The 19,412-nt window shown below is 46.4% G+C and carries 25 protein-coding genes; 9 read left to right on the forward strand and 16 right to left on the reverse strand.

The window, feature by feature from the left end; translation table 11 throughout:
• Positions 1-61 precede the first annotated feature (61 nt).
• On the forward strand, positions 62-1,333 hold the full coding sequence (locus KG118_RS12430; protein WP_117710715.1) for a putative DNA modification/repair radical SAM protein: 1,272 nt from the start codon (positions 62-64) through the stop codon (positions 1,331-1,333).
• Entirely contained in the window at positions 1,330-2,103 is a 774-nt protein-coding gene (locus tag KG118_RS12435) for a TIGR03915 family putative DNA repair protein (protein ID WP_213388538.1), read from the forward strand. Before KG118_RS12430 ends, KG118_RS12435 begins: the two co-directional genes overlap by 4 nt.
• A gap of 3 nt (positions 2,104-2,106) precedes the next feature.
• Here KG118_RS12435 and KG118_RS12440 read toward each other — a convergent pair whose 3' ends face one another.
• The 4 genes from KG118_RS12440 to KG118_RS12455 are packed head-to-tail and all read right to left on the reverse strand — an operon-like array spanning position 2,107 to position 6,172.
• On the reverse strand, positions 2,107-3,087 hold the full coding sequence (locus KG118_RS12440; RefSeq protein WP_117710713.1) for a lytic transglycosylase domain-containing protein: 981 nt from the start codon (positions 3,085-3,087) through the stop codon (positions 2,107-2,109).
• A gap of 39 nt (positions 3,088-3,126) precedes the next feature.
• Positions 3,127-3,852 (reverse strand): SDR family NAD(P)-dependent oxidoreductase, encoded by a 726-nt coding sequence (locus tag KG118_RS12445; protein ID WP_117710712.1) that lies wholly within the window; start codon positions 3,850-3,852, stop codon positions 3,127-3,129.
• Positions 3,853-3,861: 9 nt separating this feature from the next.
• Positions 3,862-4,272, reverse strand: coding sequence for a secondary thiamine-phosphate synthase enzyme YjbQ (locus tag KG118_RS12450; protein WP_117710711.1), 411 nt, complete (start codon positions 4,270-4,272; stop codon positions 3,862-3,864).
• A gap of 25 nt (positions 4,273-4,297) precedes the next feature.
• Entirely contained in the window at positions 4,298-6,172 is a 1,875-nt protein-coding gene (locus tag KG118_RS12455) for a PAS domain-containing sensor histidine kinase (RefSeq protein WP_117710710.1), read from the reverse strand.
• Between the two features lie 297 nt (positions 6,173-6,469).
• Between KG118_RS12455 and KG118_RS12460 the strand changes: the two genes are divergently transcribed.
• Both KG118_RS12460 and KG118_RS12465 read left to right on the forward strand, forming a co-directional pair.
• Positions 6,470-6,934 (forward strand): MaoC family dehydratase, encoded by a 465-nt coding sequence (locus tag KG118_RS12460; RefSeq protein WP_117710709.1) that lies wholly within the window; start codon positions 6,470-6,472, stop codon positions 6,932-6,934.
• A gap of 2 nt (positions 6,935-6,936) precedes the next feature.
• Positions 6,937-7,143 carry a hypothetical protein gene (locus tag KG118_RS12465; RefSeq protein WP_117710953.1) on the forward strand — a complete coding sequence of 69 codons (207 nt, stop codon included), beginning with the start codon at positions 6,937-6,939 and terminating at the stop codon, positions 7,141-7,143.
• Here KG118_RS12465 and KG118_RS12470 read toward each other — a convergent pair.
• Positions 7,089-7,463, reverse strand: coding sequence for a nitrous oxide-stimulated promoter family protein (locus KG118_RS12470; RefSeq protein ID WP_117710708.1), 375 nt, complete (start codon positions 7,461-7,463; stop codon positions 7,089-7,091). The two genes, KG118_RS12465 and KG118_RS12470, sit on opposite strands and share 55 nt — an antisense overlap.
• Positions 7,456-7,911 carry a GNAT family N-acetyltransferase gene (locus KG118_RS12475; protein ID WP_117710707.1) on the reverse strand — a complete coding sequence of 152 codons (456 nt, stop codon included), beginning with the start codon at positions 7,909-7,911 and terminating at the stop codon, positions 7,456-7,458. Before KG118_RS12475 ends, KG118_RS12470 begins: the two co-directional genes overlap by 8 nt.
• Before the next feature lie 159 nt (positions 7,912-8,070).
• Between KG118_RS12475 and KG118_RS12480 the strand changes: the two genes are divergently transcribed.
• The 3 genes from KG118_RS12480 to nfo all read left to right on the forward strand — a co-directional run bounded on the left by KG118_RS12480 (position 8,071) and on the right by nfo (position 9,814).
• Positions 8,071-8,553, forward strand: a complete 483-nt coding sequence (locus tag KG118_RS12480; protein ID WP_117710706.1) for a PepSY-like domain-containing protein — start codon at positions 8,071-8,073, stop codon at positions 8,551-8,553.
• Positions 8,554-8,631: 78 nt separating this feature from the next.
• Positions 8,632-8,943: an MGMT family protein gene (locus KG118_RS12485; RefSeq protein ID WP_117710705.1), complete on the forward strand. Its 312-nt coding sequence runs from the start codon at positions 8,632-8,634 to the stop codon at positions 8,941-8,943.
• Positions 8,944-8,965: 22 nt separating this feature from the next.
• A complete protein-coding gene (gene nfo / locus KG118_RS12490) occupies positions 8,966-9,814 on the forward strand; it encodes a deoxyribonuclease IV (protein WP_117710952.1) in 849 nt (282 codons plus the stop codon).
• Here the strand turns inward: nfo and KG118_RS12495 are convergent.
• The 9 genes from KG118_RS12495 to KG118_RS12535 form a co-directional block, all read right to left on the reverse strand.
• Positions 9,804-11,102 carry a rhamnogalacturonidase gene (locus tag KG118_RS12495; protein ID WP_117710704.1) on the reverse strand — a complete coding sequence of 433 codons (1,299 nt, stop codon included), beginning with the start codon at positions 11,100-11,102 and terminating at the stop codon, positions 9,804-9,806. The two genes, nfo and KG118_RS12495, sit on opposite strands and share 11 nt — an antisense overlap.
• A gap of 108 nt (positions 11,103-11,210) precedes the next feature.
• Positions 11,211-11,603 carry a VOC family protein gene (locus KG118_RS12500; RefSeq protein ID WP_117710703.1) on the reverse strand — a complete coding sequence of 131 codons (393 nt, stop codon included), beginning with the start codon at positions 11,601-11,603 and terminating at the stop codon, positions 11,211-11,213.
• Positions 11,604-11,623: 20 nt separating this feature from the next.
• On the reverse strand, positions 11,624-12,532 hold the full coding sequence (locus tag KG118_RS12505) for a hypothetical protein (RefSeq protein WP_117710702.1): 909 nt from the start codon (positions 12,530-12,532) through the stop codon (positions 11,624-11,626).
• Position 12,533: 1 nt separating this feature from the next.
• Positions 12,534-12,758, reverse strand: coding sequence for a hypothetical protein (locus tag KG118_RS12510; RefSeq protein WP_233514852.1), 225 nt, complete (start codon positions 12,756-12,758; stop codon positions 12,534-12,536).
• Between the two features lie 41 nt (positions 12,759-12,799).
• Positions 12,800-13,237 (reverse strand): GNAT family N-acetyltransferase, encoded by a 438-nt coding sequence (locus KG118_RS12515; protein WP_117710701.1) that lies wholly within the window; start codon positions 13,235-13,237, stop codon positions 12,800-12,802.
• 31 nt (positions 13,238-13,268) lie between these two features.
• Positions 13,269-14,912, reverse strand: a complete 1,644-nt coding sequence (locus KG118_RS12520; RefSeq protein WP_117710951.1) for an RluA family pseudouridine synthase — start codon at positions 14,910-14,912, stop codon at positions 13,269-13,271.
• A gap of 7 nt (positions 14,913-14,919) precedes the next feature.
• Positions 14,920-15,132, reverse strand: coding sequence for a hypothetical protein (locus KG118_RS12525; protein ID WP_117710700.1), 213 nt, complete (start codon positions 15,130-15,132; stop codon positions 14,920-14,922).
• A gap of 86 nt (positions 15,133-15,218) precedes the next feature.
• Complete coding sequence (locus tag KG118_RS12530; protein ID WP_117710699.1) at positions 15,219-15,899, reverse strand: glycine zipper family protein; 681 nt, start codon at positions 15,897-15,899, stop codon at positions 15,219-15,221.
• A gap of 233 nt (positions 15,900-16,132) precedes the next feature.
• The gene (locus KG118_RS12535; RefSeq protein ID WP_117710698.1) at positions 16,133-16,582 is read right to left on the reverse strand and encodes a DUF6078 family protein; all 450 of its coding nucleotides are present in this window, start codon (positions 16,580-16,582) and stop codon (positions 16,133-16,135) included.
• Between the two features lie 167 nt (positions 16,583-16,749).
• Between KG118_RS12535 and KG118_RS12540 the strand changes: the two genes are divergently transcribed.
• Positions 16,750-17,784 carry an alcohol dehydrogenase gene (locus KG118_RS12540; RefSeq protein WP_117710697.1) on the forward strand — a complete coding sequence of 345 codons (1,035 nt, stop codon included), beginning with the start codon at positions 16,750-16,752 and terminating at the stop codon, positions 17,782-17,784.
• On the opposite strand, the gene KG118_RS12545 is transcribed toward KG118_RS12540, so the two are convergent.
• Positions 17,774-18,586 (reverse strand): TrmH family RNA methyltransferase, encoded by an 813-nt coding sequence (locus tag KG118_RS12545; RefSeq protein WP_117710696.1) that lies wholly within the window; start codon positions 18,584-18,586, stop codon positions 17,774-17,776. The genes KG118_RS12540 and KG118_RS12545 overlap by 11 nt on opposite strands.
• A 231-nt stretch (positions 18,587-18,817) precedes the next feature.
• Between KG118_RS12545 and KG118_RS12550 the strand changes: the two genes are divergently transcribed.
• Entirely contained in the window at positions 18,818-19,399 is a 582-nt protein-coding gene (locus KG118_RS12550) for an RNA polymerase sigma factor (protein ID WP_117710695.1), read from the forward strand.
• Positions 19,400-19,412: the final 13 nt, after the last annotated feature.

A 19,412-nucleotide genomic window follows, 5' to 3' on the forward strand; every position in this document is an offset into this window, starting at 1 on the left:
ACTGCCGTCCGGCGGTCTTTTTTTTTCTATACACAACTCTTTTTGTATAGATAAGTCGTAGATGGACGAGAATGTATTGAATAAGTTGAAGATATTGGCGGAGTCGGCAAAATATGATGTATCTTGCTCTTCCAGCGGCACTGTGCGCTCCAATAAGGCGGGCATGGTGGGCAATACTGTGGGCGGATGGGGCATCTGCCACAGCTTTGCAGAAGATGGACGCTGTATTTCGTTGCTGAAGGTGATGTTGACGAATTACTGCATATACGATTGCGCCTATTGCATCAACCGCCGCAGTAACGACTTGCCCCGTGCCACACTTTCCGTCAGCGAGCTTGTGGACTTGACAATGGAGTTCTATCGCCGCAATTATATAGAAGGGCTTTTCTTGAGTAGCGGTGTGGTGCGCAATCCCGATTATACAATGGAACGGTTGGTGCGCGTGGCCAAAGACCTTCGTACCATTCATCGCTTCAACGGCTATATCCATTTGAAAAGCATTCCCGGAGCCAGTCGCGAGTTGGTGAACGAAGCCGGACTTTATGCCGATCGTCTCAGTGTTAATGTAGAAATTCCCAAAGAAGAAAACCTTAAAATGCTTGCTCCGGAGAAAGACCATAAAAGTGTGTTTACTCCGATGCGATACATCCAGCAAGGTGTTTTGGAGAGTGCGGAAGAACGCAAGAAGTATCGCCACGCACCCCGTTTCGCCCCGGCAGGACAGAGTACGCAAGTGATTGTGGGGGCTACCGCCGAAACGGACAAAGATATTCTTTCCCTTTCATCGGCTCTTTATCAGCGTCCTACAATGCGGCGTGTCTATTATTCCGGATATATCTCGGTGAATATGTATGACAAGCGCCTTCCGGCCCTGAAGCAGCCGCCTTTAGTGCGTGAGAACCGGCTTTATCAGGCAGACTGGTTGCTGCGTTTCTATCAGTTCAAGGTAGATGAGATTGTAGATGACGCTTACCCGGATTTGGACTTGGAGATAGATCCGAAACTGTCGTGGGCATTACGCCATCCCGAACAGTTTCCTGTTGACGTCAATAAGGCGGATTATGAAATGATACTTCGCATACCGGGCATCGGTGTGAAATCGGCGCGGTTGATAGTCGCTTCCCGTCGTTTTTCCAAATTAGGATTTTATCAGTTGAAGAAGATGGGCGTGGTGATGAAAAAAGCGCAGTATTTCATAACGTGCAGTGAACTTCCTATGCGTACGGTCAATGAAATGACTCCGCAAGGGGTGCGCAACCTGTTGGTGCAGAAGTCTAAAAAGAAATACGATGACAGGCAGTTGACACTTAATTTTGGAGAAGAAGGAGAATGAACCTGTTTATATTCGATAATACTTTTGAGGGATTGCTGACTGCTGTTTTTGAGGCTTATTCCCGTCGCAGCTTTCCGGATGTTTTGTTGGCGGAGGGAGAGCCGTTTCCTTTATTCTATGATGAGGTTTTTACTGTGGTTTCCGATGAAGAGAAATCGGGCAGGGTTTGGCGTGGTTTACAGAAAAAACTATCTTCATCCGCTTTGTCCTGTCTTGCACAATGCTGGCTGGCGGAGGAGCCGGAAACGGCATCACTCTTGTTTCGCTATATCTGCAAGGCAATAGATGCTCCCCGTTCCATTGAAACTAATTTTGCAGACCCCGATGTTTTGGAATTTTCGCGTATGTGGAAGCGGGTGGATTGGGAACGCATACGGATGTTGCAATTCATTCGTTTCCAAAAAGCGGCGGACGGCACTTATTTCGCTGCCGTAGAACCGGAGAAAAACGCACTCCCCCTGATAACGGGGCATTTTAGAGACCGATTTGCCGACCAGCGTTGGCTGATATACGACATCAAGCGTGCCTACGGTTATTATTATGACTTGAAAGAGGTGCGCGAAGTTACCTTCGGCGAGGACAGCCAAGAAGGGCACCTTGTGACGGGTATGTTGGACGAAAGCCTTATGGACAAAGACGAGAAACTCTTTCAACAACTTTGGAAAACCTATTTCAAGGCAATCTGCATCAAAGAAAGGCTGAATCCCCGTAAGCACAGGCAGGATATGCCTGTGCGCTATTGGAAGTATCTGACGGAGAAACAGACTTAATCCTTAGTTTATCACCCAGTCCCTGTTATGGGGAATGGTCTTGCGCGGGTCGTAGTGCATTCCGGCTTGTGTCGGTATTTTCAGGATATATGTACGTCCGCTTTTGTTCATCAGTGAAGTGTCTCGCAGCCAGGGGTTGGCGTCTTTCAGCTGTGCATAGGTGATGCCTTTGCTTTTGGCGAATTGTGCCAAGTTGGCTATTCCGGTAGTGACTTTCACTTCTGTGTAAGGGATGACCGGATAGAGATGCTCGCGTTTCAGTAAGAATCCGTATTGCTGCGGGTTGCCGATAACAGACTTTGCCGCCAACAGGCGGAACATATAGCGTGAGGTTTCTTCCACCAGCCAAAGGTCCACAGCCTGACTTACCATTTGCTTTTCCAGTTGCGTGGAGATACGTCCTTGTCCGGCATTGTAGGCGGCGGCTACGCAGAGCCAGTTACCGTATTTGGCATAGGCTTCTTTCAGATACTTGCAGGCGGCTTTCGTCTCTTTCTCCACGTGATAGCGTTCGTCGATATTATTGTTTACTTCCAAGCCGAACTCGCGTCCTGTGCCGGGCATGAACTGCCACATTCCGGCGGCACCGGCGGGTGATTTGGCAAGCGGGTTAAGGGCGCTTTCTATTACGGCAAGATACTTGAAATCATCCGGTATGCCGTTTATTTTTAATATAGGTTCTATGATGGGGAAGTAGCGGTTGGCACGCTTTACGGTGAGCATTGTGGTGGAATGCATATAAGTGAATGACATCAGTTCGCGGTCCATACGCTCGCGGTGGTCGTAGCGTAGCAAGTCCACTTCTTGTCCGGCAAAGGTAATTTTGGCAGGTACGGCAGGGGAAGTGACACAATAGGGTACTTCCGATTTAACCGACTGTTGCTCAGAATTCAGCACACTGCTTCCGAAGAGGAAGGGCAGTGAAGCACCTGTACATAAGGCAACTGTGGCTGTAAGCATCATATATTTGGCATTTCTTTTCATCTTGGTTGTTTTTGGGTTTATTGGCGTGAAGATACGAAATCAATTTTTTATAGGCAACCGTTCCCACAACCAACGTGGAATCATTCGCCAGAAGAATACCAATAGGCGGTAGCGTCTGTCAATGATTGCTACCCGTTTTCTCCGTTTCAATGCCCGGACGATGTGCCGCGCCACTTTATCAGCGTTCATCAGCATTGGATACTTGCCGTTCCGTAGCAAGTCCGTTGCTACGAAACCCGGACGGATGTCCGTGAATCGGATATTAAGATGCTGCATCCGTGAGAGTTGCGCCAGAGCGTCGATATATGTATTTTGAAATCGCTTGGTGGCGGAGTAGGCGGGTGCAACTCCTAATCCCTTAGTGCCGGCTATGGAACTGATTACAGCGATATATCCGCCATCCGTTTTCTTGAAATAATCGAAAGCGGCGGTTATCATTCGAGTGAAACCCTCGACGTTGGTGCGTGCGGTATGTAGTTCAATTTCCGGTTCCAAGTTCCTATTCTGATAGCCCACACCGGAGCTGAGGAAAAACAAGTCCATACCGCCCAAGCGGCTTATCAGTTCATTGAGATGTAGGACGGCATCTTCTTTTGTTACGTCGAGGCATTGTATCTCTATTTGTCCGGGATAGGCTTGCTGCATATTCTGCAGGGCGTTTTCGCGCCTGCCGGCAATGCCTATATACCAGCCTTGCTGCACAAATAAGTGCGCTACTTCTTGTCCGATACCCGAGGTGGCTCCTATGATGATGGCTCTTTTCATAGGCAGGGGTTATCCAATGACGGTTGCTACGATTTTTCTTCCACCGCCTCGGTTGCGGAACTCGCAAAGATAGATACCCTGCCAAATGCCCATATTCATCCGTCCATTAGTAATAGGGATGGTAAGGGAGGCTCCGACAATGGTGGATTTGGCATGCGCCGGCATATCGTCATCACCCTCGCAGGTATGCTCATAGTAGGGTTCACGTTCTTTTACAAGGCGGTTGAAGATGGCTTCCATATCTGTCTGCACATCCGGATCGGCATTCTCGTTGATGGAGAGTGCAGCGCTTGTGTGCTTGATAAACAAGTGTAATAATCCGGTTGGCGGCAACGGTGGCAGGTTGCGTGCTATTTCTTCCGTAACCAGATGAAAACCGCGTCGGTGAGGGGTGAGGGTAAATTCTTTCTGTGTTATCATATTTTTCTCTTTCTCTGTATTTCGTTTATTCCACTAACTGCACTTGACAGGGGAACGTTACGGTGAACGTGCTGCCTTTGCCTACGGTGGATGCTACTTCAATGTTTCCGTTCATGTGCTCTATGATGGACTTACAGACAGACAAACCTAATCCTGCTCCTTGTACGAAAGAGTCCACTTTCTCAAACCGCTCGAATATTATACCGAGTTTTTCTTGGGGAATTCCCCGTCCGGTGTCCGTAATACTTATTCTTGCTTCAGATTGGTCTGTCTCGTAGGAAACCTCGATATATCCCTGCGTTGTATTTTTCAATGCGTTCGATATGAGGTTGTTCAATACCTGCTTAATACGCATCGGGTCTTGTTCTATCAAGCAAGGGGATGCCGGATAGCGGGTTTTGAGAGTTACGCCTTCGGGAACATTACGTTGGTATTCGGTGCAGCTTGTGTCAATCAGCTCTGAGAGGCTGAACCAAGTGGGATTCAGCTCTATGTGTCCGGCTTCTATCTTTGACAAGTCCAGCACATCGTTAACGATATTCAGCAACAATTCGTTGTTGTGGTTTATCAGGGCGATGTAACGGTTCCGTTCTTCGGTATCTTCTATGTAGGGTAAGAGGCCGGAGAAACCGATAATAGCATTCAGTGGTGTACGTATTTCGTGGCTCATATTGGCAAGGAAAGCCGATTTCAAGCGATCTGATTCTTCGGCTTTTTCTTTGGCCTGTATCAGCATGGCTTCCGTGTCTTTGAGCCGGGTGATGTCGTAGTTGATGCAGATGAGTTCTATGCAGTTTCGTTCGGGGGCATAAGTTCGCACTATCAGGTTGACGTGTGTCCACGAATAATTGCCGTCTTCTCTGAGTACACGTATTTCCTTGTTGAATTTGTCTTCCGTGCCTTTTAGGGCATTATCCAAGAAGTTGAGCATATACCGGCGGTCGTCGGGGTGGATATGGTTGTACACTCCGATGATTTCGGACAGGGGTGTTTCTTCCTGTTCGCCGATATTGATGTACCAGCTGTGTTGGGCATCTCCTTGCCGGGTAAGCAGGTTGTATTGGGCATATCCCACTTTGGCATAGTTGCCTATCAGCTCGAAGAAACTCTGGAACTCCTGTATCTTGTTGTAGGCTACGGTGGTTTCGGTTTTGTCGGCGTTAATTAGCAGGTAGTTGATGGGGACGTGGTTTTCGTCGTACAACGTGGTTACTTTGGTTACGAGGTCCATTGTGCCCGTCTTGATCTGCGGATTGTAGTAAGAGCCTACCTGTGAGAAGTCGTAACGGAAAGTGAAGTCGGCATTTTCGTATTTCCTCAGTTTTTCCTTCATTTCTTGCGGGAATACGGGGTTGTCGAAGATGTTGATGCCCAAGAGGTCTTCTTTCCGTTGCAGATGGAACATTTCCAGTTCCTTGTCGTTGAGGTCTATCAGTACGCCGGCTATGTTGTAGAGTTCGATGCCTACCGGGAGGTTCTTGTAGATGTTGTGCAATAACCGTTCGCGCTGTTGCAGCACTTGCGAGGCAGATGACATATAAGGACCGTCCTGCACTTCGGCTATGCCGTAAATCTTATTGTTCCCGTTTTCATCGGTTTTCTGCATACAGGCTTTGCTTCGTATCCATATGGGGCCTTTTACGGTGTCCAGTAGGTAGACAGCTTCATTCGTCTGCTGTATATTTTGGAAGGAATGGGCGGTGGTGTGCGGTTGTTCCTCTTTCAGGATGCGTTTGTTGAAGTCTTCAAAACTGATGAATCCGTCTTCCTTCAAGCCCAATAGGTCGGCAATGTACTCGGAACAGATATAACTTGCATTTTGCACGTCGGCTTCCCACCAACCCATATCGGCATTGCGCATTATTTCTGAAAGTAGGTTATAATCCGTTTTAGCGTCCATACAGAAACATTTATGGTAATTTATATTTTAATTATACCTGATATATAATGATTACAAAAATAGGGATAATTCGCTGAAATGAAAAGATTTTGGGATTGAGATATGAAAAAAAGCAGATACAGGTTATGGTACTCGTTGATTTTTGAATTCTTGTTGTTATGTAAAGCCATATGCATCTGTTTATAAAAAAGGTACAAATTTATGTTTATTCCCTCTATTCACTTGTAATTTATTCGGAGATAAGCGGTATCTTTGTTACCGTTTACAACGCTATTTACCCAATAAAACAAAGAATATATGGAAAAAGTTATTATTAACTCGTATGAGGATTTTGAAAAACTGGTAGGTCAGCAAATCGGCGTTTCGGAGTATGTGGAGCTTACGCAGGAGCGCATCGACCTTTTTGCCGATGCAACGCTGGACCATCAGTGGATTCACGTGGATACCGAACGTGCCAAGACCGAAAGTCCTTTCAAGAGTACCATTGCTCACGGCTATCTCACTCTCTCCATGCTGCCCCATCTGTGGAACCAGATAATTGAGGTAAACAATCTGAAGATGATGATTAACTATGGCATGGACAAGATGAAGTTCGGTCAGGCTGTACTGTCGGGACAGAACATCCGTCTGGTAGCTTCCCTGCACTCGTTGGCAAATCTGCGTGGTGTGGCAAAGGCGGAAATCAAGTTTGCCATCGAAATAGAGGGTGAAAAGAAGAAAGCGCTCGAAGGAATCGCGATTTTCTTATATTACTTTAACTGATGATGCGTAAAATGATATGCCCCCAATGCAAGGTGGGGGCATTTTTTGTGCTGAACGGTAACGGGGAGCGCCTGCCTGTATATGTATCGCGCGAGGGAGAGATTGTACCCAAAGACCTTGCCGCTTCTTTGGAAGGGTATGACTTGACGGAGGTCTACTGTTTATGCTGTTCCTGGCATGGCAGTCCGAGGCGTTTGCTGAAATATTGATGTATATACTCCTTCCATAAATGCCGGAGTGCCGCCGCAGGATGATAGAATAGCATTCGTGGTCCGGCATACCGCATCACTTCTCGCATCCGTTCTTTCATGGCAGGCTTGTAGCAATGAATGGGGCAGAGCCTGCAAGTGCTCTTTTTTTCGCCAAACGGGCAGCGGGACAGGCGTATGCGGGCATACTCCAATAATTCGAGGCATTGCGGGCAGAGTTCTTTGTTGCCCTCTTTTTTGCGGCAGTAGAGACGGATCATCTGTTCTACGGTGCGTTGCTCTTGGGCGATGCGTGATAGGCGGGTATTATTTTTACTCATTCATGCTGCGTTTTAGGTAAATCATATCTTTCAGTTGCTTGCCCGCTTCGTATATGGGATGGTCATAGTTGTCCGTAAAAAAGTCGGGGATACGGTGCGAATATGTGAATCCGCAGCTTTCATAAAAGGGAACGGTCAGAGGACTGTCGCCCGTACCTACGAACATGGTTCGGCATCTGCCTGCATACCGTTCGAAAAGATATTCTATCAGCATCCTGCCATATCCCTGTCGCTGGAATTGCGGGTAGGTGGCGATGTTCTTTATCTCGAAAACATCTTCCGCTTCACGAGTAACGACACAAGCGGCTTTTATGTCACCTGCATCTGTCAGGACGAACATTTCGCCACGTTCCAGATAACGGTCTATCATGTGTTCCTGCTCGTCGGCGAGGAGTAGGAGGTCGAGGTATTGTTTCTTGTTATGGAGAACAGGACATATGCTTATCATATCGCTTTCATGGATTTACGTTGCAAAATTAATCTTTGCAGGTATAATACCAAACAAAAAACGAAATGATACTGTTGATTAATCTGTGATAATTCGTGTAATATGTATAATCCATGCTTGCCGCATCATTTGCGGTGAGTCATTAATGCCTGAACGATTATGAATAAATTGAAAACTTCTTTATTGATTCTGATGCTTTTGGCATCTATATCCGTTTCTGCCGGTTATGCTCCCGACAGCGTGCAAATAGCTCTTAAAAAGATCTATCCCACAGCCGTCGGCATAGCTTGGTCACAGGATAAGGAATATTATGTGGCGGATTTTATGATGAATGGCTTCGATACCAAAGTCTGGTTCAATTCGGATGCGGAATGGGTAATGAAGCAAACAGACTGGGAAACGTTGGACGAAGTGCCCGCCGCCGTGTTCAATGCCTTTGCTGCCAGTCAGTTTTCGGACGGGGTGGTGCAGAACGTTATTTGGGTGCAGTTTCCCAAATGGCAATCCATCGTGGCCATACAAGTGGGCAAACCGAATGTGCAGATAAAATATCAGCTGTTGTTTACTCCTCAGGGCGAAATGCTCCGCCAGCAGAATATCACCTATGACGATAATACGCTGGGGGCAGGCACTTTCCTATAAACCGTACAAAAAATAGCCGGACTTGTTTTTTATACCTTCTGTTTACGTTATCTTTGCCGGAAAGAAAGATTTTATTTTATGAACCGTGATGCTTTTCTGCAAGATATTTACAGTATTGTTGCCGCTATCCCTGCGGGACGTGTGACGACGTATGGGCAGATAGCCTATCTGGCGGGTAGGCCCCAGTGTTCGCGTATGGTGGGACAGGCTATGCATCATGCACCGGAGGAGTTGAATCTGCCTTGTCATCGGGTTGTGAACAGTCAGGGTAGATTGGTGCCGGGATGGACGGAGCAACGGACGTTGCTGGAAAACGAAGGGGTCCGGTTCAAGGCAAACGGCTTCGTAGATATGAAAAAGTCCCAGTGGCAATTTATGATAGAACAATAAACTAATGAATAATACTCGGAATATGAAATTTATAGGTGCGCATGTATCAGCCGGCGGCGGTGTGGAACTGGCGCCCGTCAATGCACATGAAATAGGGGCGAATGCCTTTGCCTTGTTTACCAAGAACCAGCGCCAGTGGGTGGCAAAACCCCTGACGCAGGAAAGTATCGCTCTATTTAAGAAGAACTGCGGGAAGTATGGGTTTGATGCACGTTATATTCTTCCGCATGACAGCTATCTGATAAATTTGGGACATCCCGAAGAGGAAGGACTGGCGAAAAGCCGTGCGGCTTTTCTGGATGAGATGCAGCGTTGCGAAGAACTGGGATTGAAATTGCTGAATTTCCATCCGGGCAGTCATCTGAACAAGATTTCCGTTGAGGCTTGTCTGGATAAGGTAGCGGAGTCTATCAATATGGTATTGGGAGAGACACAGGGCGTTACGGCTGTTATTGAAAACACAGCCGGGCAAGGTAGTAATGTAGGCAATGAGTTCTGGCAGTTAAAGCATATCATCGACCGTGTGGAAGACAAATCGCGCGTGGGTGTTTGTCTCGACACCTGCCATACGTATACGGCGGGGTATGATATTGTGAACGAGTACGATAAGGTCTTTGAGGATTTCGATAAGACTGTTGGCTTCGGTTTCCTTCGTGCTATCCATCTGAATGATTCCAAAAAGGCGTTGGGTAGTCGTGTAGACCGCCATGATAGCATCGGGAAAGGACTAATCGGTATGGGTTTCTTTGAACGTTTCATGAAAGATGAACGGTTCAATGATATGCCGATTGTGCTTGAGACTCCCGATGAATCACTTTGGGCGGAAGAAATCAGAATGTTGCGCAGCTTTGAGACAAACGTTATTGGTTGACCTTAACGTTTTTCCATTCAAAATTAGAGATAATCTCTTTATCACATTTGGCATCTTTTGCTTTGATATTCAGATTCTCGAAAGTGAAGTCCTTCAATTCGTATTGGTCGGACTTGCTTACGTTGAAGAAGATGTCGCAGTCCAGATTGATATTGCGCAGAGTTACGTTGTTGGCGCGTGATAGAGGAATGTCCTTACGGCCTTTGAGGTCGAAGAACTGTGTCCACGGCTTGATGAGCAGCATACTCTTGGCGTCGCCAGTGATGTCTTCCACCAAGATATATTCGTAATGTTGCGGAGTGTCGGGACGCATCTTCAGCCATAGTAAACGGGTGGCATTACTGATTTTGCAACGGCGGAGTATGATGTTTCGGTTGTGTATCGACTCACTGCCGCACGTTAGGCCGCTGTGGCAAAAACCGTATGTACAATCTTCTATGATGATATTTGTGTTACTGCCGTTGTTGGGATCTTTATCCGCCCATGGACCTTTACCGCCTTTCAGAGCTACAGCATCGTCGTTGACTGACATATAGCAATTCTTAACCAGTACGTTGTTGCATACGTCAATGTCAATCGCGTCACTGCTTGGCGCTTTCACCGGAGCGGCAGGGGCAAAGATATGGAGATTCAGCAATTTTATGTTGTTACAGCGGTAGATATGTGTAGTCCAGAACGGTGAGTTCATGAGGCGCACTCCGGAGATTTGCACATCGCTGCTATTGGAGATGTAGAGCAAGCGGGGACGCAACTCGTCCATATTGGTACATTTAGGGATAACTTGACGGCGCAGCCAGAATGACTTCCAGTACCTGTGTCCGTTGCCGTTGATTGTCCCCTTGCCGGAGATTGTAAAACCGTTTACTTTGTCGGCATTTACGAGGGCAGCGAAGTATTTCAGGCTTTGCCCCTCTATACGGGTGTTGACAATGGCGAAGTTACTGATGTCGTCACTTCCTTTCAATACCGCGCCTTCTTCCATATATAAGTGTGTCTGCGGCTTGAAGAAGATTGAACCGCTGAGGAACGTTCCTTTGGGGATGATGATGACACCGCCGCCGTTTTGGGCTGCTTGGTCTATTACTGCCTGTATCTTTTCTGTTTGCAGGATTGTACTGTCGTTCACTACACCATAGTCGGTTATGGTGTATTTTTTTCCGAGTGTTTCAATGTTTACGATTTCGTTTTGTCTGAACCAGTCGGGAATTGGTGTGCCGTCGGGGAATTTCTCTTGTCCGAACATTTGCAGACTGATAAACGCTGTAAATAGAAATGCAATGATTTTCATGGTTTCCGGTAAATTTAAAATCAACTTATGAATTATGCTGCAAACATAAGAAACTTAGTACAATGTGGGGTGAAAGGTGTTGATGTAAATTCTATGTAAAATGACTTTTTAGACTGCTTTGAATACACATTCCACCCGGTTGCCGTCAGGGTCGAGCACTACACTTTCAAAATAGCCGTCGCCTGAGGTACGAGGCTCTCCGGCAATGGTATATCCGGCATTGCGCAGTTTTTCCGTCAGTTCAAGAACTTCCTCTTTGCTGTTGAGTGCAAAGGCGAAATGGGTTAATCCCAGCCTGTTTTCTTTAATGGCAGTGTTTTGTACATCGGTACGGCTCATCAATTCTAACTCGGTTCCGCTGTCGAAGCGGATAAAGTAGGACTCAAATCCTTTTTTGGGGTTGATGTACTTGTCGTTACTTGTGCCTTGAAAGTAGCGGATATAAAACTCTTTCATGTCTTCTAATCGGAAGGTCCAGACGGCGATGTGGTGTATTCTCATGAGTCAATTTTTATTTTAATTTAAACGTTTACCTTATTTCTGCATTTCTCAAATTCCGGTATGTCCGGCAACTCCTCTTCTTCCATGTATAGTTGTATGAAACGTGCAAAACGCCTGGCCTTATCCAGATCACCGGGCATCAAGGAGACTCCACTTAACAGACTGGATGAATCGGCATTGGAAATTATTATATCTGGTGCAAGCCATGAACCACGCCTGTAATAACGAATCGTGAGTTCAGCTTGACTATAAGGTGTCGTTTCTTTTTTATGCAACAGAAGTCGTCCTGGTATCGTTACGGTTTTGGAAACACGATCAAAAACAATCCGCCGCCACGGCTGTAGAATGGCACTTATTCCTGCTGTCAGGATAATCAAGTACAGCTCAAGAAGCAGTAATATACTTCCATAATCTTCAGTTGTAAGGTTTGAAGGAGTTAAACCAGCGCAAACCGAAACTAAAAATATAAAGAGCCAGATCAGGAAACTCACCATTCTCACCGAGATGCCGTCATTATCAATAACAATCTGTTTGTCATCACACCAGCTTAAATATTCAGGCTCTACCGGAATCCTTGAAGAATCTGGTGACCATTGCGCATTTCCCGTACTTCCGCCATTTTTCAAAGGTATCCGGACGGTTAAATTCCGGGCTTCTTTAAATAGGAGGTACATGAACAGGTAAATCCAACCGTTAATGGTTATCAATCCCAGTATGATATTGGTGAAGGTGTTACGTATATCTGACTCCGTGACGAATATAAGTAATGGGAAGAAAGATATAAATGCTCCCCAAAACAAGATATGGAATTTGCATATACGCCACCTTTCTTTTCTCCTTTGCTTTCGCCACTCGGCTTCTCTACGCTTGACATCGGCTATGATTTCACGCCTCGATTGCTTGTTGCTCTTTTTTTTCTGTTTCTTCATGTCACTTTTTTTCTGTCATAGTCTGTTTATATTGACATATTGTTGCTGTCTCACAGATAAAGCAAGCCGCAAAAAATGAGCCGCAAAATGATAGACTTGCAAACAAGGCAAAGAAGCATCCAATAATTTTCCATTTCTTCGTATCACGTTGTACTGCTTCATTTAACGCTTGAATTTCCTCAGTCCAACATTGATTTTCATTTTTATATTGTTTATGGCTTTTCATTGTATTTTTTTCTTTATTTTAGTTTATATGATGTAGCGTTTTTACGCTTCCCATTGCAGGTGCAATATGGGAAAAGGGTTTCCCGTAGGGTCGGTTTCATCCCTTCCTATAGGTTGGAAACCTGTATGCAGATAGAATTGGTACGCCTGTTCGTTTTGTTCGTTGACGTCTACCTTATATATATGTTTTTCGTGGAGCGCGTATTGTATGAACAGCTTTCCATATCCTTTTCCCTGTTCATCGGGATGGACAAAGAGCATTTCAATGAGTTCATCGCTCAGTCCCATAAAAGCTGCTATATTTCCTTCCCGGTTGCGAATGACGTAAAGCTCTACGGCTTGGAAGTATTGGTTCCGTATTAAGGGTTTGTAGAACTGTATGTTCTCTTCTGTCAGAAAATGGTGGGTGCTGCGTACGGAGGCTTCCCATACGGTGAGAAGTTCGTCGTAGTCTTGCGGGGTGGGGCGGAGGATTGTCATTGGGTATATATTATTGTGATAAATCAATGAATTAAAAGTCGGCTTTCCGGGTAATACTTATTTTCTCTCCGGTTATCGGGTGGATAAACTCCAGTTTTTCCGCGTGCAGGTACAGCCGTTCGGCTTTCGCTCCATAGAGTTCGTCACCGATGATGGGACAGTGCAATCCAAGCGGGTGGGCGGCGTGCACCCGAAGCTGGTGTGTGCGTCCGGTGCGGGGATAAAAGGCGATGCGGGTATAATTGTCCTTGCGTTCCAAAACCTCAAAGTCTGTTATGGCGGGTTTGCCATGTCCGGTATGCACCATTTGCCGGGGGCGGTCAAGCGGATTCAGGCATAGCGGCAACTCAACCGTTCCCGTATCTTGGGAGACTGTGCCTTGGAGTAATGCTATGTAGCGTTTTTGAACACTGCGGTTTTTAAACTGCTCTTGCAGGTGCTGGTGAACCTGCTTGGTTTTTGCAACCACCAACAGACCCGATGTAGCCATATCCAAGCGATGCACAATCAGCGGACCATCCGCATCCGGATACCGTTCACGTAGCACACTGTAAACGGAAACCGCGTCTTCCTTGCCGGGGACGGACAGCATACCTGCCGGTTTGCTAACCGCCACCAGCCATTCGTCTTCGTAGACGGTTTCCAGTTCTTTCCCGGTGGCTTGCAGTTCTTTCAGCATTGGATTTCCGTCCACTTCAAGGCCTTGCAGCATATGCTTCAGAATCGGTTCGCACTTACCTTTGCAGGCCGGATAGTAATGCCCGTGATGCCGTATTTCTGTTTTGGGAGATTCTCCCCACCAAAATTCTGCCATCGCAATGGGCTTCCAACCATGCAGATAGGCTTGTTGCAACAGTTTGGGGGCGGCACACTCGCCGGCGCCTGCGGGGGGAGTCTTGTGTACGGTTTGCTCAAAGATGTCGCAAAGGGTCTTGATTTCTCCCCGGTAATTCAGCATTTTGAACTGTTCAAACAATTTTTGCTGCAGGGCGGCGGAGCGTACCTTTCGTTCGGTTTTCAGAGATTGTATGCCGGCTTCACGGGCGGCGACGGCTTGCTGCAAAGGAGCAAGCCGCTCTTTCCATGTATGTTCCATCCGTTTGTATTCGGCTTTCTGAAACTGGCTTTCGCGTATCAGGACAGCTTCTTCTTCGGGAGTGAGTCGGAAACCGGGAGATGAGAGAGCTTTTTGTCTCCGTTCTTCCCGCTGCTCCTTGGCAGCTTTCATTTGCAGTTTGGCTTCTTCCAAAGACTTTCGGGCAGTTTGTTGCAAGGCGGCCAGCTGTTCAATCTGCCGTTTGTAGTCTTCATCCTCTTCCAACTGCCTGATACGTACGTTGATTTGTGATATTTGTTCCTCTTCTATTTTGAAGAACCCCTGCGGCTGTAATAAGTCGTACACGGGCGGCACAAAGAAAGGGTGCACATTTTTGCCCGCCAAGATACCCGAAAAGGCTGCGAGATACCCTGTTTCACCCTCCTCCGTCTCCACAACCAATACACCGAACATTTTGCCTTGTGCCAGTTCTTCTTTCCATCGGTCTTGTCGGTTGAGGTAGTTCTGCACCTCTTTTGCTGCGGCTATGCAGAGCGGGTGCGGGGTGTAGCAAAAGGGATAGGTGAACTTTTCCGGCAGTGGTATGTCTGTTACGGGCGTATGGAAAGTGTGCAGCATAATGGGATTAGTCATCAATGAAGTTGTCGTTGTCTGTATTGATGTAAGGGGCGCTGTTGTTGTCTTCTTCCGGGTCGGTCGCAACATCGTCTCCGGCTTGTTGTGGCAAAGGACGCGGGTGTACCGATTTCTTTTTCTTTCCGTATTTACGTTCTCTTTCCCAAGCGGCCTTGCGTGCCTGGTATTGTTCGTATTGGTTTTCCAGATAGTTGTCAGCCATAATTCTTGTTGTTTATAGGTCGTTCAATGCTTGTTTCTCTGAACACAGAGACACGGAGGCATAGAATGTTTTCTGTATGATTTCTTTTACCGTTCGGTGGGCAGTGAAAATTCCTGCCAGTCGTATTGTTGTCCGTTACCGTCGGCTACGGCTACGCGTATGGTGATGTCACCCGTCTTTATCCGGTCTCCGGCACTGATGTTGGCGGTGTACTTCACACCGTTGTGTGGGGCAATCTGTTCCACCATTACGGGCGGAGAAATATAGATGCGCTTCATGCCCGTAGTTTCTGTCACTATGGGGACTACATTATATATCGTTTGATTTCCTTCGTTCATGATTTCAAAAATCACTTTGCTGTTTTCACCGGAAGTGATTATATGGTCGCGGTTATCGTCGATAAAACGTATATTGCGTATCCTCAGATTATCGAAGACAGAGGGAGCGGGATAGGTTTCGGGTTGCGGTTCGTAGGGCTCAGTTCTTTCTATCCGATAGCTGAATTCTTCTTGTTTCGGGGCGGAGACGGCATTGCCTATGGCAGCTCCTGCAATGGTTCCGATGATTGTGCCGATGGCCGAGCCTCGGTAACCGCCCCGCCAGCCGCCGTGATTGTCGCCTATCAAACCACCGATGGCGCTGCCGACATTTCCACCGATGGCGGCACCCGCAAATATCGCGCCGGGATCGTCCGATGCCATCCGGCTTGTGCCGCAACCGGACAGGATGAGCAACGAAGCGGTTAACACTGCAATCTGTCTCTTCATATCGTTGAGCTTTAGTTGATAGTACAAAGATAGGCAAATATATGGAAAGTTGCCTGTTCTCTTTCACTCTTTTGTGTTCTCTTAATGCATAAAACTCTATCGGAGACGGACATAATAAGACTGTATTCCGAACCGGTTGTGCCACTTAGCTGGCACAACTGTGCCTACTCGTTGGCATAACTGTGCCAGCTAACAGGCAAGGTTGTGCCAGTGAGGTGGCAATGGTTGGCATATTATAATGTATCGCCCCAATAATAATCCTCAAAGTAAGAATCGAATTCAATGGAGAAAGTTGCTCCGCACTCTTTGAGTATGTTTATTATGCTTTGTTGCTCGGCAGGAGATAATACCCGTTCGCCATTGCGTACACGGTAATAGGTGCGGCGGCTGGAATTGCTGATAATCCGGTTGATGAAGAAGCGTGTTTGCTTGGCGGTGAGGTTTTCCATAATCCCGAGGAAGCCTTTGGCGTACTTTACTTGCTTATTGGTGCGAAAGTAAGGGCACTCCTCTTTGAATTTATCTAAATGCTTGGGATTGATGGTAGTACAAGAAATTCGTTCTTCCGGTGAAAGCCTTTCAGCCAATTGTCTGAGGCAAGTTCCGGCTTTGGGACATTGTCGGTTGGTGCACCATAGGAAGTTATTGGGAATATCTGAAAATGTAAGTTCTTTTTTGTTCATTATGGATTGTGGTTATGTGGGGATTCTGATATCTGTCTGCAAATGTAACCATTCTTATTCTTACGGGCGTGAGATGCCTATAAATATTTTCTATTATCGTTCTTTTATCAGGAATGTAATGTTTATATTCGCCCCAAAAACAGGAACTGATAATTGAGGAGGATACTATGCTTGCATATACATACATCGAACATGGAAGATTTGAACTGTCGGATAAGCCGAAACCCGAACTGAAGGATTCGCGCGACGCTATTGTGCGCGTAACGCTCGGCAGCATCTGTACCAGTGATTTGCACATCAAACACGGCAGTGTGCCGCGTGCTGTTCCCGGCATAACGGTCGGACACGAAATGGTGGGTATTGTTGAAGAAGTCGGGGAGGGCGTGACCTCGGTAAAGCCGGGTGACAGGGTCACCATAAATGTTGAGACTTTTTGCGGCGAGTGCTTTTTCTGCCGGCACGGATATGTGAATAATTGTACGGATGCGAATGGCGGTTGGGCGTTAGGATGCCGTATTGACGGCGGGCAGGCGGAGTATGTAAGAGTTCCTTATGCCGACCGGGGGTTGAACCGCATTCCTGATTCGGTAAGTGATGAACAGGCGCTTTTTGTGGGCGATGTGCTTGCAACGGGCTTTTGGGCGGCTCGTATCTCGGAGATTTCCGAAGATGATACCGTGCTTATTATAGGGGCAGGTCCTACCGGGATATGCACCTTGCTTTGTGTGATGTTGAAGAACCCGAAGCGTGTCATTGTCTGTGAAAAATCGGCCGAAAGGACTCGGTTTATTCGCCGGCATTATCCTGATGTGCTGGTGACAACACCGGAGCATTGCAGGGAGTTTGTGCTTCGGAATAGTGAGCATGGCGGTGCCGATGTCGTGCTGGAAGTGGCCGGCGTTGAAGATACCTTCCGTATGGCGTGGGAGTGTGCCCGTCCCAATGCAGTAGTCACTGTCGTTGCCCTTTATGATAAACCGCAGCTTCTTCCTTTACCCGATATGTACGGTAAGAATCTGATTTTCAAAACAGGTGGGGTAGACGGATGTGATTGCGCGGAAATACTCCGTCTGATTGAGGATGGTAAGATAGATACTACACCGCTTATCACACACCGCTTTCCTTTGGAGCGAATTGAGGAGGCCTATCATGTCTTTGAAAACAGATTGGAAGGGGTGATTAAGGTTGCGATTACTTATTAGAATCCGGTGCACGGAGTTGCCAGAAAGCTACGGCAGCAGCGGCTGCCACATTGAGCGAATCGACACCGTGTGACATAGGGATGCGCACTACATAGTCGGCTTCGACAATCGCCTCGCATGATAGCCCGTCACCTTCAGTGCCCATTACGATAGCCAGCTTGGGTTCGGTGGTCAAGACGGGGTCGGCAATAGAGATTGAATCATCGGTGAGCGCCATAGCTGCCGTGCGGAAACCTAAGTTGCCAAGTTTACTGATGGGAGCGTCCAGCCAAGTCCACGGCACGAGAAATACCGAACCCATAGAAACCCTTACGGCGCGGCGGTTGAGCGGATCGCAGGAAGTTGGGGTAAGCAATACGGCATCTATGCCGAGAGCGGCTGCTGAACGGAAAATCGCTCCGATGTTGGTGGTGTCTACTACCCCGTCTACTACCACAATCCGGCGGGCTTTCCGGCAAATCTCTTCGACACTGCGTGGCTTGGGACGACGCATGGCACAAAGGACACCGCGGGTAAGAGTGTATCCGGTAAGCGTGGCAAGTAATTCCCTTTTACCTGTATAGACCGGAACGTCTCCGCAACGCTCTATGATAGGGGCGGCATCACCGGTGATGTGCTTTTCTTCGCACAAGAGGGCTAAAGGTTCGTAACCTGTGTTTATGGCAACAGAAATGACTTTGGGGCTTTCTGCAATGAATATGCCCTTGGAAGGCTCGATACGGTTGCGCAACTGAGCTTCGGTAAGGGTACTGAAGATTTCTACTCCGGGGTGGGAGAGGGAGGATATTTCGATGATGGGCATATTTATAAGTCTTTGTTTTATTGGTAATATGATTTTTTAGAAATATAAGTCCATTGACTTGCAAAGCAAAGATAGTTGATTTTTCAATCAGTATCTATAAATAATGTTTGCAGATATCGATATAAATTGCGAATATTGCATATAAATCATGTGCTTGTTGACTTACTTTCATAATTAATTGGAAGTATCTAATATTAATTCTACTAACTTCTGCAATGGATATCATATCGTATGGATTGTAGTTATCAATTTGAGCAAATACTAATTCGGGACTTGAAAAAAAGCTCTCGAAAGGCATTTGATGAAATATATGCCATGTATGCTAAGCGCTTGTATGCATATTGTTTGCAATACACTAAGAATGTAGAAGATGCTGAGGATATTGTGCAGGATGTTTTTGTACATTTATGGAAAATAAGAAAAGAAATTCGCCAAGAAGAAACATTAAAGTCTTTACTTTTTATAATGTCCAGAAATCGGCTGATTAATGCATATCATGCCAAGATAAACTCCCCGATATACGAAGATTTTGTAAATTGTCCATATTTAATATCTGGTAGTGACCCTACTAAAAAAATGGAGTATGATGAGTTTGTTTCTCAGCTAAAGTCAGTAATAAAAGAGTTGCCCGCTACACAGAGAAAAGTTTTGGAACTTTCTTTATTACATCAATTAGGAAACAAGGAAATTGCGGAGAAATTGTTATTAAGTGAACAAACGGTTAAAAATCAGCTTTCTATTGGATTAAAAAAATTACGGGAAATTCTAAAAAAAGCTTTGATTATAATCATTTTGTTGTTATTTGTTAATTAGACAGAAAAAAAAG

The sequence above is a fragment of the Bacteroides propionicigenes genome, assembly GCF_018390535.1.
Taxonomy (GTDB): Bacteria; Bacteroidota; Bacteroidia; order Bacteroidales; family Bacteroidaceae; genus Bacteroides; species Bacteroides propionicigenes.

What these genes read in the sequence shown, in the direction of transcription:
- KG118_RS12440 (WP_117710713.1), bottom strand. Translation starts at nt 3,087, where the DNA reads ATGAAAAGAAATGCCAAATATATGATGCTTACAGCCACAGTTGCCTTA.
- KG118_RS12495 (WP_117710704.1), bottom strand. Translation starts at nt 11,102, where the DNA reads ATGAAAATCATTGCATTTCTATTTACAGCGTTTATCAGTCTGCAAATG.
- KG118_RS12450 (WP_117710711.1), bottom strand. Translation starts at nt 4,272, where the DNA reads ATGATAACACAGAAAGAATTTACCCTCACCCCTCACCGACGCGGTTTT.
- KG118_RS12465 (WP_117710953.1), top strand. Translation starts at nt 6,937, where the DNA reads ATGCGTAAAATGATATGCCCCCAATGCAAGGTGGGGGCATTTTTTGTG.
- KG118_RS12430 (WP_117710715.1), top strand. Translation starts at nt 62, where the DNA reads ATGGACGAGAATGTATTGAATAAGTTGAAGATATTGGCGGAGTCGGCA.
- KG118_RS12480 (WP_117710706.1), top strand. Translation starts at nt 8,071, where the DNA reads ATGAATAAATTGAAAACTTCTTTATTGATTCTGATGCTTTTGGCATCT.
- KG118_RS12455 (WP_117710710.1), bottom strand. Translation starts at nt 6,172, where the DNA reads ATGGACGCTAAAACGGATTATAACCTACTTTCAGAAATAATGCGCAAT.
- KG118_RS12550 (WP_117710695.1), top strand. Translation starts at nt 18,818, where the DNA reads ATGGATTGTAGTTATCAATTTGAGCAAATACTAATTCGGGACTTGAAA.
- KG118_RS12445 (WP_117710712.1), bottom strand. Translation starts at nt 3,852, where the DNA reads ATGAAAAGAGCCATCATCATAGGAGCCACCTCGGGTATCGGACAAGAA.
- KG118_RS12545 (WP_117710696.1), bottom strand. Translation starts at nt 18,586, where the DNA reads ATGCCCATCATCGAAATATCCTCCCTCTCCCACCCCGGAGTAGAAATC.
- nfo (WP_117710952.1), top strand. Translation starts at nt 8,966, where the DNA reads ATGAAATTTATAGGTGCGCATGTATCAGCCGGCGGCGGTGTGGAACTG.
- KG118_RS12515 (WP_117710701.1), bottom strand. Translation starts at nt 13,237, where the DNA reads ATGACAATCCTCCGCCCCACCCCGCAAGACTACGACGAACTTCTCACC.
- KG118_RS12540 (WP_117710697.1), top strand. Translation starts at nt 16,750, where the DNA reads ATGCTTGCATATACATACATCGAACATGGAAGATTTGAACTGTCGGAT.
- KG118_RS12525 (WP_117710700.1), bottom strand. Translation starts at nt 15,132, where the DNA reads ATGGCTGACAACTATCTGGAAAACCAATACGAACAATACCAGGCACGC.
- KG118_RS12510 (WP_233514852.1), bottom strand. Translation starts at nt 12,758, where the DNA reads ATGAAAAGCCATAAACAATATAAAAATGAAAATCAATGTTGGACTGAG.
- KG118_RS12470 (WP_117710708.1), bottom strand. Translation starts at nt 7,463, where the DNA reads ATGAGTAAAAATAATACCCGCCTATCACGCATCGCCCAAGAGCAACGC.
- KG118_RS12520 (WP_117710951.1), bottom strand. Translation starts at nt 14,912, where the DNA reads ATGCTGCACACTTTCCATACGCCCGTAACAGACATACCACTGCCGGAA.
- KG118_RS12535 (WP_117710698.1), bottom strand. Translation starts at nt 16,582, where the DNA reads ATGAACAAAAAAGAACTTACATTTTCAGATATTCCCAATAACTTCCTA.
- KG118_RS12435 (WP_213388538.1), top strand. Translation starts at nt 1,330, where the DNA reads ATGAACCTGTTTATATTCGATAATACTTTTGAGGGATTGCTGACTGCT.
- KG118_RS12475 (WP_117710707.1), bottom strand. Translation starts at nt 7,911, where the DNA reads ATGATAAGCATATGTCCTGTTCTCCATAACAAGAAACAATACCTCGAC.
- KG118_RS12460 (WP_117710709.1), top strand. Translation starts at nt 6,470, where the DNA reads ATGGAAAAAGTTATTATTAACTCGTATGAGGATTTTGAAAAACTGGTA.
- KG118_RS12485 (WP_117710705.1), top strand. Translation starts at nt 8,632, where the DNA reads ATGAACCGTGATGCTTTTCTGCAAGATATTTACAGTATTGTTGCCGCT.
- KG118_RS12530 (WP_117710699.1), bottom strand. Translation starts at nt 15,899, where the DNA reads ATGAAGAGACAGATTGCAGTGTTAACCGCTTCGTTGCTCATCCTGTCC.
- KG118_RS12505 (WP_117710702.1), bottom strand. Translation starts at nt 12,532, where the DNA reads ATGAAGAAACAGAAAAAAAAGAGCAACAAGCAATCGAGGCGTGAAATC.
- KG118_RS12500 (WP_117710703.1), bottom strand. Translation starts at nt 11,603, where the DNA reads ATGAGAATACACCACATCGCCGTCTGGACCTTCCGATTAGAAGACATG.